The sequence below is a fragment of the Bacillus sp. UNCCL81 genome (assembly GCF_900112535.1).
In the GTDB taxonomy this organism is placed as follows: domain Bacteria; phylum Bacillota; class Bacilli; order Bacillales; family Bacillaceae_G; genus Gottfriedia; species Gottfriedia luciferensis_B.
In genome coordinates this window covers 222,671-237,744 of sequence record NZ_FOMF01000008.1, presented here as the reverse complement: position 1 = coordinate 237,744, position 15,074 = coordinate 222,671, and the positions used below count along the sequence as shown (strand labels likewise).

The 15,074-nt window shown below is 33.3% G+C and carries 13 protein-coding genes and 10 tRNA genes; 21 read left to right on the top strand and 2 right to left on the bottom strand.

Translation table 11 applies throughout. From position 1 onward, the window contains the following. The first annotated feature begins 6 nt into the window (after positions 1 to 6). The 10 genes from BM319_RS18075 (at position 7) to BM319_RS18030 (ending at position 1,050) form a co-directional block, all read left to right on the top strand. Positions 7 to 82, top strand: a tRNA-Phe gene (locus BM319_RS18075). A 45-nt stretch (positions 83 to 127) separates the two neighbouring features. Beyond that, positions 128 to 200: transfer RNA gene (locus BM319_RS18070), tRNA-Thr, on the top strand. Between the two features lie 10 nt (positions 201 to 210). Continuing rightward, positions 211 to 295, top strand: a tRNA-Tyr gene (locus BM319_RS18065). A 6-nt stretch (positions 296 to 301) separates the two neighbouring features. Continuing rightward, a tRNA-Trp gene (locus tag BM319_RS18060) sits at positions 302 to 375 on the top strand. Positions 376 to 390: 15 nt separating this feature from the next. Then, positions 391 to 466, top strand: a tRNA-His gene (locus tag BM319_RS18055). An 80-nt stretch (positions 467 to 546) separates the two neighbouring features. After that, positions 547 to 621 (top strand) — tRNA-Gln (locus BM319_RS18050). Between the two features lie 5 nt (positions 622 to 626). After that, a tRNA-Gly gene (locus BM319_RS18045) sits at positions 627 to 701 on the top strand. A gap of 5 nt (positions 702 to 706) precedes the next feature. Then, positions 707 to 777 (top strand) — tRNA-Cys (locus tag BM319_RS18040). Positions 778 to 791: 14 nt separating this feature from the next. After that, a tRNA-Leu gene (locus BM319_RS18035) sits at positions 792 to 875 on the top strand. 92 nt (positions 876 to 967) lie between these two features. Continuing rightward, positions 968 to 1,050, top strand: a tRNA-Leu gene (locus BM319_RS18030). Between the two features lie 186 nt (positions 1,051 to 1,236). Here BM319_RS18030 and BM319_RS18025 read toward each other — a convergent pair. Continuing rightward, positions 1,237 to 1,533, bottom strand: coding sequence for a hypothetical protein (locus BM319_RS18025; RefSeq protein WP_069033137.1), 297 nt, complete (start codon positions 1,531 to 1,533; stop codon positions 1,237 to 1,239). 513 nt (positions 1,534 to 2,046) lie between these two features. Between BM319_RS18025 and queG the strand changes: the two genes are divergently transcribed. The 11 genes from queG to BM319_RS17970 all read left to right on the top strand — a co-directional run bounded on the left by queG (position 2,047) and on the right by BM319_RS17970 (position 14,062). Further along, the gene (gene queG, locus BM319_RS18020; RefSeq protein ID WP_069033138.1) at positions 2,047 to 3,171 is read left to right on the top strand and encodes a tRNA epoxyqueuosine(34) reductase QueG; all 1,125 of its coding nucleotides are present in this window, start codon (positions 2,047 to 2,049) and stop codon (positions 3,169 to 3,171) included. A 76-nt stretch (positions 3,172 to 3,247) separates the two neighbouring features. Further along, the gene (locus BM319_RS18015; RefSeq protein ID WP_175495640.1) at positions 3,248 to 4,162 is read left to right on the top strand and encodes an amidase domain-containing protein; all 915 of its coding nucleotides are present in this window, start codon (positions 3,248 to 3,250) and stop codon (positions 4,160 to 4,162) included. 62 nt (positions 4,163 to 4,224) lie between these two features. Continuing rightward, positions 4,225 to 4,719 (top strand): tRNA (uridine(34)/cytosine(34)/5-carboxymethylaminomethyluridine(34)-2'-O)-methyltransferase TrmL, encoded by a 495-nt coding sequence (gene trmL / locus BM319_RS18010; protein WP_056467857.1) that lies wholly within the window; start codon positions 4,225 to 4,227, stop codon positions 4,717 to 4,719. A 435-nt stretch (positions 4,720 to 5,154) separates the two neighbouring features. Continuing rightward, positions 5,155 to 7,050, top strand: a complete 1,896-nt coding sequence (locus BM319_RS18005; protein WP_069033140.1) for a PrkA family serine protein kinase — start codon at positions 5,155 to 5,157, stop codon at positions 7,048 to 7,050. A gap of 103 nt (positions 7,051 to 7,153) precedes the next feature. Then, positions 7,154 to 8,056, top strand: coding sequence for an aldo/keto reductase (locus tag BM319_RS18000; RefSeq protein ID WP_091023988.1), 903 nt, complete (start codon positions 7,154 to 7,156; stop codon positions 8,054 to 8,056). 326 nt (positions 8,057 to 8,382) lie between these two features. Next, positions 8,383 to 9,576 (top strand): sporulation protein YhbH, encoded by a 1,194-nt coding sequence (yhbH, locus tag BM319_RS17995; protein WP_025671718.1) that lies wholly within the window; start codon positions 8,383 to 8,385, stop codon positions 9,574 to 9,576. 234 nt (positions 9,577 to 9,810) lie between these two features. Further along, a complete protein-coding gene (locus BM319_RS17990) occupies positions 9,811 to 10,098 on the top strand; it encodes a hypothetical protein (protein WP_069033142.1) in 288 nt (95 codons plus the stop codon). A gap of 606 nt (positions 10,099 to 10,704) precedes the next feature. Then, complete coding sequence (locus tag BM319_RS17985; protein WP_069033143.1) at positions 10,705 to 11,418, top strand: response regulator transcription factor; 714 nt, start codon at positions 10,705 to 10,707, stop codon at positions 11,416 to 11,418. Between the two features lies 1 nt (position 11,419). Then, a complete protein-coding gene (locus BM319_RS17980) occupies positions 11,420 to 12,355 on the top strand; it encodes a sensor histidine kinase (RefSeq protein WP_069033144.1) in 936 nt (311 codons plus the stop codon). 98 nt (positions 12,356 to 12,453) lie between these two features. After that, entirely contained in the window at positions 12,454 to 13,377 is a 924-nt protein-coding gene (locus BM319_RS17975; RefSeq protein ID WP_091023986.1) for an ABC transporter ATP-binding protein, read from the top strand. Continuing rightward, the gene (locus BM319_RS17970; protein ID WP_175495639.1) at positions 13,370 to 14,062 is read left to right on the top strand and encodes an ABC transporter permease; all 693 of its coding nucleotides are present in this window, start codon (positions 13,370 to 13,372) and stop codon (positions 14,060 to 14,062) included. The genes BM319_RS17975 and BM319_RS17970 overlap by 8 nt, the downstream gene beginning before the upstream one ends. A 385-nt stretch (positions 14,063 to 14,447) precedes the next feature. Here BM319_RS17970 and BM319_RS17965 read toward each other — a convergent pair whose 3' ends face one another. Beyond that, positions 14,448 to 14,768, bottom strand: coding sequence for a hypothetical protein (locus BM319_RS17965; protein ID WP_069033147.1), 321 nt, complete (start codon positions 14,766 to 14,768; stop codon positions 14,448 to 14,450). Between the last annotated feature and the right edge of the window lie 306 nt (positions 14,769 to 15,074).

Here is a 15,074-nt window from a genome sequence, read left to right as displayed (position 1 = left end):
TAAGATGGCTCGGTAGCTCAGTCGGTAGAGCAGAGGACTGAAAATCCTCGTGTCGGCGGTTCGATTCCGTCCCGAGCCACCATCTTAAATAAATAGTAAAAAAACAAAGTGATTTAGATAATAAAATGCCGACTTAGCTCAATTGGTAGAGCAACTGACTTGTAATCAGTAGGTTGGGGGTTCAAGTCCTCTAGTCGGCACTCTTTAACCGGAGGGGTAGCGAAGTGGCTAAACGCGGCGGACTGTAAATCCGCTCCCTGTGGGTTCGGCGGTTCGAATCCGTCCCCCTCCACCATTTTATAGGGGCATAGTTTAACGGTAGAATAGAGGTCTCCAAAACCTTTGGTGTGGGTTCGATTCCTACTGCCCCTGCCAAATAATACAATAATGGCGGTCGTGGCGAAGTGGTTAACGCATCGGATTGTGGTTCCGACACTCGTGGGTTCGATTCCCATCGGTCGCCCCATTTAAATTGTTGTAACGATTACTCAAGTAAGTATTATAATTTATAGTAAATTGAATATAGTATATAAAGTTCTTAATTAATGGGCTATAGCCAAGCGGTAAGGCAACGGATTTTGATTCCGTCATGCCCTGGTTCGAATCCAGGTAGCCCAGCCATTTATGCGGAAGTAGTTCAGTGGTAGAATACAACCTTGCCAAGGTTGGGGTCGCGGGTTCGAACCCCGTCTTCCGCTCCAAATATGGCGGTATAGCCAAGTGGTAAGGCAGAGGTCTGCAAAACCTTTATCATCGGTTCAAATCCGGTTACCGCCTTTTAATTTACTTCTGCCGGGGTGGTGGAATGGCAGACACACAGGACTTAAAATCCTGCGGGGGTTGACCCCGTGCCGGTTCGAGTCCGGCCCTCGGTATCATTAAACCTCTTACTTTTGTAAGAGGTTTTTAATTACAGATTTGATGGACAATTTGTCTTTCATATATTATAATTATTTTATAACTTTTTGGCGGTGTGGTGGAATGGCAGACACGCCTGACTCAAAATCAGGTATCTTCACGGATGTGCAGGTTCAAGTCCTGTCACCGCTATATTGTAATCAGAGAAGAGGATTTTGCAGAGATGCAGAATCCTTTTTTTGTAGGTTAATTCTTCTTCATTAGGCATTATCTAATTGTCTTCTTATTGTTTTAAGGAACATCATAAAGAAAGGCAGCGACTATAACAATGGTCGCTGCCTTCTTTATGTGACTATGATTCATTTAGAAGTGCGTATTTTACATTTTTACATACTTACGTTTTTGCTTAGACGCAAGCCAATCAAATTGTTTAGGTTTTCTTTTATTTGCTAAAGTAACTACTAAACCAGTTGTTGCTATTAGTAGGCTTGCAGCAGCTACTTTAATCGTAAATTGTTTTGCATCTTTTAATTTCTCATTATTGTATCGATCAAGTTCCTTAATTGTATCCTGTGTGAAATCAATCCTGTCGTTTGTTTCTTCAATCAAACTACATACACCTTCGAAACTTTCGACCAAAGGATTTTTATCTTCATTTACTAAAGGATCTGACATAGTTACTCTCCTCCTATATTTAAACACCTATAAAGAAGAATTCTATGGGAAAATACATTATACCTTCATTCAAATTTCTACAAATCTTTCATATTCTCTGCTAATAGATAATGAATAAAAGTACTGTTGAATATTGATCTTTTACTTACTCACGTCATCCGCTATTTTTTACCTCTATAAACATTTTCTACTCTAGACGGTTTTATAAATCAAGCTTGAACTCTTTCGACAAAAAATGATTTTATTCTTGAATTTGTGACATATATATGATAAATTTAATAACAAGTTCATTAAAACCTACTAAATACATATTACATTTGTATTAGTAGTTTAGCACTTATAACTTGATAACAACGCAGTGTATTGATTCATTCGAAGAACGATACATTGCGTTTTTTTATATTAAAAAGTCTATTATTAAAGACTTTTGTGACATAATTAGATAAAGAAATAATTTTCTGACTAGAATAGTAATTATAATTTGTAAATTAACAGGCAGTTAGGTGATTCCTTGTGAATATAAAAGAATTTCAAAAAAAATTGATTTCATATAGTAAAGAAATTGGAATAGATAAGATAGGATTTACGACGGTTGATCCATTTTTAACATTAAAAAATCGGTTATATAGGCAGCAGGAATTAAATTATCAATCGGGTTTTGAAACAAAGGATATTGAACGAAGAGTAGATGCAAGAAAAATTATGACAGAAGCTAATTCAATTATTGCAATTGCTTTAGCGTATCCATCTAAATTAAAAAATCCTCCTAAAAGTAAAAAAGGATCTACAAGAGGAATTTTTTGTAGGGCTTCGTGGGGGGAAGATTACCATGTAGTTGTAAAAAAGAAATTACTTCAGCTTGAGTCATTTATATTATTACATTATCCAAATGCAAATGTTCAGTCGATGGTTGATACTGGTGAGCTAGTAGATCGAGCTGTGGCTGAGCGAGCTGGTATAGGTTGGAGTGCTAAAAATTGTTCAATTATTACACCAGAATTCGGTTCATATGTGTATTTAGGGGAAATGATTACATCACTGCCTTTTGAACCAGATTCGCCTATTGAGGAACAGTGTGGAGAGTGTACAAAATGCATTGATGTTTGTCCAACAAGTGCGATTGTTTCTCCAGGTCAATTAAATGCTAAAAATTGTATTGCTTTTTTAACACAATCAAAAGAGATGATTCCTGTTGAATTTCGAAAAGAGCTGGGAAATCGTATATATGGATGCGATACATGTCAGACAGTTTGTCCTAAAAATAAAGGTATTAATTTTACTCATCATACTGAGATGGAACCTGATCCGGAAACTGTAAAACCATTATTACGCTCTGTATTAAAGGTAAGTAACCGAGAGTTTAAAAGTCAGTTTGGCCAAATGTCTGGGTCTTGGAGAGGAAAGAATCCTATTCAGCGAAATGCCATCATTGCTTTAGCACATTTTAAAGATGAATCGGCATTAGATGATTTAAAGGAATTAGCGAAAAAAGATGCAAGACCAGTAATTAGAGGTACAGCTATTTGGGCTATTTTTGAGATTGAGGGAAAGAATAGTACACCATTTATTGAAAGTTGTTTGCAAAAAGAGCAAGACGAGATTGTATTAAAGGAAATTAATGCTGTTCTGTCAAGGTAATCAATATTGAGTGGTATAATCTCTTATTTTTCAACATCGTATAGAATAAGAATATATGTTGAAAAGGGGGATTATCTTGTTTAATCGTGAACTTTTAGAGTGTTATTTAAAAGAACGATTACAACTTTATTTTGGTGAAGGACATCGAAGTCATCCTATTCAAGAAAAAGAATATCAGGCAATCAGGCGTAAAGTTGAATTATATAATAAGCGTAATATTTCATTAGTGAAAGTATATGGAAATCTTGATGTAAACAAAATTTGGACTGATCAGGACGTAACGTATATAAACTATACATTCCATACGCGATATTTTTTAAAGCAAACTGATTTATATTTTGAAGAGGATCAACATGAAAGACAGATCGCGATTGAAAATAATGAAATCTTATATGACATACCATTCCCAATTGATAATCAAGTTGAAAATTTTGAACTCGAAGAAGACGATTTAGGTGAAAATGAATCATTAGATCGAAATAACAGATATAACCGATTTAATGCTGTTAAATATGCTGAAACCTGGTGGGATGGCCATAATAAAGAATATCCATTGTATGCAAATGATTGTACTAATTTTATATCTCAATGTTTAAGGGCTGGAGGCATTCGAATGGTTGGAATGCCAAAACCAGGGACAGGGTGGTGGTATAAAAATCATTCTAATAGTAGTTATAGCTGGAGAGTTGCTCACGCATTAAGAAGATTTTTACCTTCACCTAAAACTGGAATTAAAGCAGAAGAAGTGCCTTCTCCAAAAGATCTTACATTGGGGGATATTATCGTATATGATTTCGAAGGTGATGGTGTATGGAATCATTGTACAATCGTTGTTGCTAAGGATGAAAATGGTGAACCGTTAGTGAATGCACATACTGTAAATAGCCGTAAAAGATATTGGTCATACTATGATTCTTCTGCTTTTACGGAGAATATTAAGTATAAGTTTTTTCACTTCGTTGATGACTTTTCAAACCCTCCAATGGAATAATACCTTATTAATTACGAATTTGGTATAATATAAAGCATTGAAACAATATAGAGGTGAAAAAGATGGGAATACACGTTGTATTATATCAACCACAAATTCCAGCAAATACAGGAAATATTGCACGTACTTGTGCAGGAACAGATACAAGTTTGCATTTAATCCGACCGTTAGGTTTTTCAACTGATGATAAAATGTTAAAAAGAGCTGGTCTTGATTATTGGGAGCATGTAGATATCCATTATCATGATTCTTTGGACGATTTATTTGATAAATATAAAGATGGAAAATTTTATTTTATAACTAAATTTGGGGAAAAAACATATTCAAACTTTGATTATACAAATTTAGATGAAGAGATTTTCTTTGTATTTGGTAGAGAAACAACAGGACTTCCGAAAGAGTTAATTGAAAAAAACATGGAAACTTGTTTACGCATACCAATGACAGATCATATTAGATCTCTAAATTTATCAAATACAGCTGCAATTTTAATTTACGAAGCTTTGCGCCAGCAAGATTTCCGTGAATTATTAAAGGTAAAGGATTATTCTAAGTAATAAAAGTCACCATTTAGGTGATTTTTTTTTATTAAATTAAGATCCTATCAAAGAGTAAACAAATAAAAAAGATGCTTCCATTAAAACGGTCTAAATAAAATTAAGATCCGCATTTAGAAGCATCCTTTAAAAAATATTATCTGTTTTTCAGTCCAGGTTTGTCATTATAGCCGCCTGTGAAAATTGCTGCTAAGAATGATGCTGTAACTAATAAAATTAATACTAGTCTCATCAGTATGTATCCTCCCAATTGAAAAATTCCCAACACCCTAAACCTTATTATACAAAAAAAACATAGAAATATGAAAGTAAAATTATGAGAATTGAATTTCGATAAAATATATTTTCCTACTCAAAGATATAGCATGAGTACGGACATCCTTGCATATCCTTTAATAATCTCTCTTACAGATGAGAAGAAGGAGGTACTTGTCCATGGATATTTTAAAGAAACTTGAGCAGCACCGGGACATGGAACAAAGATTGAAATGGGAAGGCACTTTTGCTGAGTATCTTGAAATGCTAAAAGAGGAGCCCTTGGTTGCACAAACTGCACATTCTAGAATTTATAATATGATTAAAGACGCAGGTATTGAAGAAGTGAATGGTAAAAAAACCTACAGTTTCTTTAATAACAACCTATATGGATTAGAAGAAGCGCTAGAGAGACTCGTGGAAGAATATTTCCATCCTGCTGCCAAGAGATTAGATGTTAAAAAACGTATTTTATTGTTAATGGGCCCTGTAAGTGGTGGTAAATCTACACTAGTAACGATGTTAAAAAGAGGCTTAGAAAATTATTCAAGGTCTGATCAAGGAGCAATCTACGCTATTAAAGGTTGCCCAATGCATGAAGATCCATTGCATTTAATTCCTAACCATTTAAGAGATGATTTTTTCCAAGAATATGGAGTTCGAATTGAAGGAAATCTTTCACCTTTAAATTTAATGAGGCTTGAACAAGAGTTTGGTGGAAGAATAGAAGATGTTATGGTAGAAAGAGTATTTTTATCAGAGGATCGTCGAGTTGGTATTGGTACTTTTAGCCCGTCTGATCCAAAATCTCAAGATATTGCAGATTTAACAGGAAGTATTGATTTTTCAACAATTGCTCAATTTGGATCAGAGTCAGATCCGCGTGCCTACCGGTTTGATGGTGAGTTGAATAAAGCAAACCGTGGAATGATGGAATTCCAAGAGATGTTAAAATGTGATGAAAAGTTTTTATGGCACTTATTATCCCTGACGCAGGAAGGAAACTTTAAGGCAGGGCGTTTTGCATTGATTTCTGCGGATGAGTTAATCATTGCTCATACGAATGAAACAGAGTACAGATCCTTTATTAATAATAAGAAGAATGAAGCACTTCATTCTCGAATAATCGTAATGCCAATTCCTTATAACTTAAGAGTTAGCGAAGAAGAGAGAATTTATCAAAAAATGATCTCTGAAAGTGATGTTTCAAATGTCCATATTGCTCCACATACTTTACGTGTTGCAGCAATGTTTACAATTCTTACTCGTTTAAAAGAACCAAAACGAGGAGATATTGATTTAGTTAAGAAGATGCGTCTATATGATGGTGAAATGGTAGAAGGCTATAACACTGTTGATTTAGAGGAGCTGAAGAAAGAATATTTAGATGAAGGTATGCATGGTATCGATCCACGATATGTCATTAACCGTATTTCATCTACAATTATTCGAAAAGAGATTCCTTCAATTAATGCTCTGGATGTATTACGCTCATTAAAAGATGGTTTAGATCAACATCCATCTATTTCTAATGAAGATCGTGAGCGTTATATGAATTTTATCTCAATCGCAAGAAAAGAATACGATGATATTGCAAAACAAGAAGTTCAAAAAGCTTTTGTATATTCATATGAAGAGTCTGCAAAAACACTTATGGATAATTATCTTGATAATGTAGAAGCATATTGCAATAAGAATAAGCTTCGTGATCCTTTAACAGGTGAAGAGATGAATCCAGATGAGAAGTTGATGCGTTCAATTGAAGAACAAATTGGTATCTCTGAGAATGCAAAGAAAGCATTCCGTGAAGAAATACTAATTAGAATCTCTGCATATGCAAGAAAAGGTAAACGTTTTGATTACAATTCACACGAAAGATTAAAAGAAGCAATCCAAAAGAAACTTTTTTCGGATCTGAAGGATGTTGTGAAGATTACGACGTCCACAAAAACTCCTGACGAGCGTCAATTAAAGAAAATTAATGACGTTGTCAGCAGATTAGTTGATGAATATGGTTATAACTCAACATCAGCAAACGAATTATTACGCTACGTAGGTTCATTACTTAACCGTTAAATTGTTTAAGCGGCTATCGATTAGATAGCCGTTTTCTTTTGCAATTAATAACGTTTATCCTATAATGAGGATAATGATTAAAAAGAAAGGTGAGATAGTGTAAATGAAAAGAATTCAAATAGCTGAAAATCTTGAGTTTTCTCAAATTATTCACGGTTTATGGCGCTTATCTGAATGGAAAATGACATCAGAACAATTAGTCACTTTTATAGAAGAATGTATTGATTTAGGAATTACAACATTTGATCATGCCGATATTTACGGTGGGTATACTTGTGAAGAAATTTTTGGAAAGGCTCTAGCATTAAAACCGGAGCTTCGTGAAAAAATTCAAATCGTTACAAAATGTGGTATAAAGTTAAAGTCATCAAAGTTCCCTGAACTTAAAATGAATCATTATGATACTAGTAAAGAGCATATCCTTATGAGTGTTAATAATTCTCTGGAAAATCTACAAACAGATTATATCGATTTACTTTTAATACATAGACCAAATCCGTTTATGAATCCAAAGGAAATTGCAGAGGCGTTTAATCAACTTCATTCGGAAGGAAAAGTACGCTACTTTGGAGTATCAAACTTTTTACCATCTCAATTTAATGCATTACAAGCATGTCTAAACATGCCTTTAGTAACAAATCAAATCGAAGTTTCGCCAATGCAATTAGAGCATTTTGAAAAGGGAACGATTGATTTATTACTTGAAAAAGATATTGCTCCAATGATCTGGTCCCCATTAGCAGGTGGACAAATTTTTACTAGTCAGTCTGAATCAGCTGTACGAGTTCGAGCAATGCTTGAAGAGATTTCTAGTGAAATTGGCGCAAATTCAATCGACGAAGTAATGTATGCATGGTTATTAGCTCATCCTGCTAAAATGATGCCAATCGTAGGGTCTGGTAAAATTGAACGTGTTAAAACAGCAGTTGAGTCTACAAAGTTAAGAATGTCAGCGGAACAATGGTTACGAATTTACGTAGCTGGAATGGGTCATAATTTACCTTAAATAAAAATAAGTGGAGAACTTTTACTAGTTTTCCACTTATTTTTTTGTTCTTTTTTAAGTAATTTTACATATAGTTAAAGGCAAAAGTTTATTGGAATTTTTATATAAATATATCTATTTTTAAGGACTCGTCCAATTTTCTGAAAAAATGGGTGTAAAATTTAGAAGAAACATTGTCAATTATTGTGTCCTTCTGCATATGATAGAGTAATCCATAAAAAAGGGTAGAAAATCACCTACCGATTTAGTTTATGCAATTTAGCATTACTGTGTGACGATTTTTTTATTTTTAAAATAAATCATAACAAGTAAGGGAGGGAAAGAAAATGAGTAATGAAAATAATGAACATGAACAAAAGCATAATTTTACCATTTCACAGGAAGACTGGACCCTCCATCGTAAAGGACACGACGACCAACAGCGCCACCAAGAGAAGGTACAAGAGGCGATTAAAAAAAATTTAGCAGATTTGATCACAGAAGAAAGCATCATCATGTCAAACGGGCGCGATGTAGTAAAAATTCCAATTCGGTCACTAGATGAGTATAAGATTAGATACAACTACGATAAAAATAAACACGTTGGTCAGGGTACTGGAGACAGTAAAGTTGGCGATGTAGTGGCAAGAGATGGTTCACAAGGTGGCCAGCCGCAAAAAGGTGCTGGCAAAGGGCAAGGAGCAGGTAAGGAATCAGGCGAAGATTATTATGAGGCAGAGGTTTCACTAATGGAATTAGAGGAAGCTCTTTTTAGTCAGTTAGAATTACCGGATCTAAAACGCAAAGAACAAGACTTAAATACAGTAGAAAATATTGAATTTAATGACATTAGAAAAACTGGATTAATGGGTAACATTGATAAAAAACGTACAATGATGTCTGCGTTTAAACGTAACGCAATGAGTGGCACGCCATCATTCTATCCTATATCTCCAGAAGACTTAAAGTTCCGTACATGGAATGAAATTAGAAAACCAGAATCTAAAGCCGTCGTACTCGCAATGATGGATACGAGCGGAAGTATGGGCTTATGGGAAAAGTATATGGCACGAAGCTTCTTCTTTTGGATGACAAGATTTTTACGAACAAAATATGAATCAGTTGATATCGAATTTATTGCACACCATACAGAAGCAAAAGTAGTTACAGAAGAAGAGTTCTTCACAAAAGGAGAAAGCGGAGGAACAATCTGTTCATCTGCTTATCGAAAAGCTTTAGAAGTGATTGAATACAAATATTCTCCTGAAAGATATAATATCTATCCATTCCACTTCTCTGATGGAGATAATTTAACATCTGATAATGCTCGCTGCGTAAAATTAGTTCAAGAATTAATGAAAGTGAGCAATATGTTCGGATACGGAGAAGTAAACCAATACAATCGACACAGTACGCTAATGTCCGCGTATAAAAACATAAATGACGAGAAATTTCGCTATTATATTTTAAAGCAAAAGTCAGATGTGTTCCATTCTATGAAGAGCTTTTTCAAGCAGGAGTATGAGAAGGCAGCGAAATAATCACTGGATAATTGATCTAAGATGAAGTTGGTTTACATTAGCAAGTGAAACCAGAAGAGCCCCGGTAGAGGGTTTTTCTGTTTTTTTTGTTGTGAAGCGAATTTGGATTCTTATTCAACATAATGGCAGTTTAATTGAACAATATTAGACATTTTATTTATGTTAATTGTGTTATTCTATTTATAAAAACAAATTGTAATTATTTTCCAGTAAAATATATTAGGAGGTTTATTTATGAAAAGAAAATTAGTATTATCCATTGGTTTAGCAGGTGCTTTAGCATTATCAATCGGATTTACAAAAGACTTCCAACATACAAAGGTATATGCACAGACTAATGGAGACCAATACAAACATGTGACAAGAGAGGAACAAGATTATAGAGAAGGTAATGCAGCTGAAGGAAAAGATATTACCACAACTATAACAGTAGAAGAACAAAATATGGTGGAAAAAAGTTCATCCAAACAAGGGTTTGTATCGCAAGAAAATGGGACAGGTTTCTTTTTTGAAAAGAAATAAAGATAAAAACGCTATTCAGCTAACGCATGCGGTAGTTGAAGATGACGAGGGGCTATTAAGTAGCCCTTTTAGTATGCAGAATAGTTCGGAAACAATTGGTTATTTATGGTAAAATATTTAAAATGGAACATTAGATAAAATGAGTAATGGGAGCTGAGGAATGAAAATTAATAAAAAAGTATCAGAAATTATAGATTCTGTAGAAAACATTGAAAATGAATTCAAAGATCTTTTTGGAATTATCGATTAGATGTAAGTTTTCCAACTGTACTCACGATAAAAATTATAAACGAAAATATTTGATAGAAATTGTGTAAACAACGAAATTTTATATAAAATTGAACCTGAAAATTAATAAGCCAACAGTCGAGTCTTTTTATACTATTTGTTCAATAAGAGGGTTGCCACTATTTTTAATAGTCACATACAAAATGTGTAATGTAGAAAATATCAAAAAAAATAAAAATTACTGGATTTCAAAAAGTGGAGAAATTTACATGTAAAATATTGTATTCTAGTACTCCTTAGATACTTTTATCTTGGGAGTATTTTAGTGTATTAATATAGTTTTTATGAAAAACCAGAATAAAAGTTGAGGATGGGATTATGATCAATCGAATCTTAATTGTGGAAGATGATCACTACATTAGTGAGATGATAAAGGATACTTTGGTGAAACATGGATATGCAGTTTCCACCGTCTTTGATGGTGAAGAGGCATTACAGATAGTAGAAGTACAAAATTTTGACTTAATTTTACTTGATATTATGATTCCCAAAATTGATGGGATGGAATGCTTAAAGATTATTAGAACCAAAAGTATGATCCCAATTTTAATTATGTCTGCAAAAGGAGAAGACGTTGATAAAGCGTTAGGTCTAGGGTTCGGTGCAGATGATTACATTGCAAAGCCTTTTTCAATGATTGAACTTGTCGCTAGAGTAAAAGCCATTCTTAGAAGAGAAAAACATTATATGGACTTAACCAATCAAGTGGTTAAGCCGACTTACCAAGAAGAAACTATTCAACTAGGTGATTTGATCATTGATATGAAAAATTATTCTGTAAAAAAATGTGGTCATGACGTAAAGCTCACGTTAAAAGAGTTTAATATCTTAAAACTCTTTATTACAAGACCAAATCAAGTATTTACAAAAGCACAAGTTTACAGCCTTGTTTGGCAAGAAGAATACTATGGTGATGAAAATGTTATTAATGTGCATATTCGACGTCTCAGAGAAAAAATAGAAGATAATCCTTCAAACCCTAAATATTTAAAGACTTTATGGGGGATTGGCTATAAATTGGGGGAATTTTAACATGATTTATCTTCTTGTATTATTTCTAGCAGCTTCCTTAATTTTTAATATTTATTTAGTTCAACATCAAAGAGTTTCGAATCAAGAAATTTCCTATGTCAAAAAGAAGCTTCAATCCATCATTGAACAAAAAACTGATGAAAATGTTCTACTTTACACTAGCAACTCTCAAATGAAATCATTATTAATTCAAATCAATCGCCTCTTAGAACACAACCAGAAAACAGTGGCCAATTTTCATTCTGTTGAACGCTCAATGAGAAAAATGCTCTCGAATATCTCGCATGATTTAAAAACGCCACTTACTGTCATTCTAGGTTATATTGAAATCATTTTACACGATGAAATTATTAATCAAGAAAAAGAAAAATCCTTATTACAAACTGTTCATTTAAAAGCAGAAGAAGTTTTAGATTTAATCAATCGCTTTTTTGATCTTGTTAAACTTGAATCCAATGATGTTCATCTTGAAATGTCCAAAATCGAATTAGGAGAGATTTGCAAAAAAACAATTCTGGATTATTATGAGATACTAACAAAAAAAGAATTTGACGTATCTATTAATATTCCGAATGAACAGAAATTTATTTGGGGAAATAAAGGAGCGGTTGAGCGGATTTTAAATAATTTAATTTCTAATGCTCTTCAATATGGTTCAGATGGAAAGGTAATTGGGTTACACCTAAGAAGTACAGAGGATAAGGTTTATATAGACGTCTTCGATCGGGGAAAGGGCATTCTGGAAGATGGTAAAGATCGAGTCTTTGAACGATTATACACAATGGAAGATTCAAGAAATAAACTTTATCAAGGTAGCGGATTAGGTTTAACTATAACGAAAAGATTAGTCGAACAACTGGGCGGAAAGATTTCATTAGAAAGCATCCCAAATCACAAGACCACTTTCACTATTGAATTGAAGCGTATGACGTATTAATCGAAATTGTAATAACTTAAGAATTTTGTAAGAAATGGTTAAGAGAAAAGAAAACATTCATCGATAGAATGAGATTAATAGATGAAGGAGGGAAAAACATGACCTATATAATTCAAACAAATCATCTTACTAAAAATTATAAAGGTACCACGGTCGTTTCCAATGTGAATATGCATGTCAAAAAAGGCGAAATATATGGCTTCTTAGGGCCGAACGGTGCAGGAAAAACAACCGTTATGAAAATGATTATGAACTTAATCAAACCAACGAGTGGAGAAATTATTATTTCTGGCGAAACAGTAACCCCAAAATCTTATGAAATATTGAAGCGCATGGGGAGCATAATTGAATATCCCGTTTTTTATGACAAGTTAACAGCACGGGAAAATTTAGAGCTACACTCCGATTATATGGGTTACTACAACAAAAGTGCGATCGACTCTGCTCTTGACATGGTACAACTAAAAAATTTTGAAGGAAAGGCTGTCAAAGATTTCTCTTTAGGGATGAAGCAGAGGCTTGGCTTAGCTAGAGCAATTATTACAAAGCCTGAAATCCTTATTTTAGATGAGCCAACAAATGGTTTAGACCCTGTAGGAATTAAGGAATTTCGAAATCTATTTCAAATGTTAAGTAAGGATTATGGAATGACACTATTAATCTCTAGTCATATTCTTGGAGAAATCGAACAAATTGCCGATACCATCGGAGTAATCAAGGACGGAAAGTTAGTAGAGGAAGTATTAATGGAGACAATTCGTCTTCAAAATACAGAGTATATAGAGTTAAAAACGGATGATGTGAAAAAAGCGTCATACATCATAAAAGAATCATTGTACATAACGAATTTTAAAATACTCGATGATGTTACCATTCGTATCTATGACATGAACACGGCTCAAGGGAAGATATCTAAAACCCTTGTGTTAAATGGTGTATTAGTGGAGTCAATCAATAAAAAAGATAATACATTAGAAGATTATTTCTTAAAGAAGATCAATGGGGGCGTGGTCCATGCTTAAACTTATTAATCTTGAAATAAAAAAATTTAAATTATGGCACTACTGGAAAGCTGTTTTTATATGCAATATCGCATTTATTGCACTTCTTAGTATGATGTTTTTTACAGAGATAGATGGTGAGAAAATACCTATTGAAAGTTTTGATATGGCGGCCAGCATAATAGGTGCAATGGTACGGACAACGTTTACAATTTTTGCATCAGTAATTATTGTGAAATTAATAATAGACGAATTTAGAAATAAATCAATAGATGTATTATTCACTTATCCCATTAAACGTAAAAAAATTATTTCCGCAAAGTTAACAATCGTTTTTATTTTTACTTTTGTCAACGTTTTGTTTTCGACATTATTTCTAGAAGGCCTCGTTAATTTAGCGGAAGTGAATTTTAATATTCTTCCAGGATCGATCGAATTAGAAGATATATCAAGACATTTATTGACTGCTTTTATGAATGCTATTGCGACAGCAGGTATCAGTCTTATTCCTCTGTTCTTTGGCATGCATCGTAAATCGTCGCCTGCAACCATTGTATCTTCAATTCTTATCGCTACAATTTTGAATTCAACAAGTGAGGATTTTACCTTATTTTCAATTATAGGAGTTCCTTTATCACTAGGATTGTTCGGTTTGTATATCGGGTACTATTCAATTCGAAACATAGAAAAGAAAGATTTAGTCTAATTCATTGATGAAACATTTCAAATAATAGCATGGGAGTTACAACTAGTTGGAAACAATTCTTTATTACAATAGTAATTGTTGTGATAATATATATTATTTTTCAGACCATGTTACTAACATATGGGATTTTGTTATTCAACTAACGCAATGCGTTAGTTGAATAAGAATTTCTTCTCAACCTCGCTAAAGTCTTCCGACAAAAGATCAAAATGCGTTATCGTTTAAATATGGTTTGTCTAGAGTAGAAACATGAGGAAGATGTGCAGAAGTGTGAACAAAAGAATATTTTTGGTTTTATTTACTGCGATTTTACTATATGTATTTGTTTATCCGGAAATTAGGGACTATGAAAAAATCCCTAGTTTTACTAAGGATTAAAATAATTTTAATTATGATAAACGCTTGATTTAGAATATACAAGTTCATAGTATGCAGACATTTCTGCTTCTGTTATATCGTATTTTCTTTGAATTTCATTGTGTTCTTCCAATAAATTTTTTGACCATTCCATTGATTGTCTATCTGTTATCTTACCAATCTTTAGTAACATTTTATTTTTTGCAAATTCTGACCTGAATTTAAGTTCGAATTCTGCAATTTCTACGATTTCTTCAGGAGAATGTTTGTCTTCGTTATTGCTAGAAGTGCTATTCATTTTAAGTATTATACCAATTATTACTATTACAATTACAATAAACCATACCACAATATCACCACCTTTCATTTTCATAATATCATGTATAAATAACTAATAGTTAAACTATTACAAAATTTATAAGGCTAAAATTTTTGTGTTTTCCCCAATCTGTGGATTGCGGAAAAATCACTGAACAGACTTCGTCAAAAAAAGTGCAGACCCCTACCAGCACGGCTTCTAAGATTGTTCAAACCAAGAAGAGTTCATCTTATGGTGACACAGAAAAACCGACGAGCAATGAACCAAACAAAAGTGTTCCTGCATCTAGCACTTCAAAGGTAACAGGTCCTGTAAACAAAACAGAAAATTGTAATA

Bases quoted from the DNA above. Each gene is read 5' to 3' on its own strand.
- BM319_RS17975 (WP_091023986.1), top strand. From the start codon at position 12,454: ATGACCTATATAATTCAAACAAATCATCTTACTAAAAATTATAAAGGT.
- BM319_RS17985 (WP_069033143.1), top strand. From the start codon at position 10,705: ATGATCAATCGAATCTTAATTGTGGAAGATGATCACTACATTAGTGAG.
- BM319_RS18005 (WP_069033140.1), top strand. From the start codon at position 5,155: ATGGATATTTTAAAGAAACTTGAGCAGCACCGGGACATGGAACAAAGA.
- BM319_RS17990 (WP_069033142.1), top strand. From the start codon at position 9,811: ATGAAAAGAAAATTAGTATTATCCATTGGTTTAGCAGGTGCTTTAGCA.
- yhbH (WP_025671718.1), top strand. From the start codon at position 8,383: ATGAGTAATGAAAATAATGAACATGAACAAAAGCATAATTTTACCATT.
- trmL (WP_056467857.1), top strand. From the start codon at position 4,225: ATGGGAATACACGTTGTATTATATCAACCACAAATTCCAGCAAATACA.
- BM319_RS18000 (WP_091023988.1), top strand. From the start codon at position 7,154: ATGAAAAGAATTCAAATAGCTGAAAATCTTGAGTTTTCTCAAATTATT.
- BM319_RS18025 (WP_069033137.1), bottom strand. From the start codon at position 1,533: ATGTCAGATCCTTTAGTAAATGAAGATAAAAATCCTTTGGTCGAAAGT.
- BM319_RS17980 (WP_069033144.1), top strand. From the start codon at position 11,420: ATGATTTATCTTCTTGTATTATTTCTAGCAGCTTCCTTAATTTTTAAT.
- BM319_RS17970 (WP_175495639.1), top strand. From the start codon at position 13,370: ATGCTTAAACTTATTAATCTTGAAATAAAAAAATTTAAATTATGGCAC.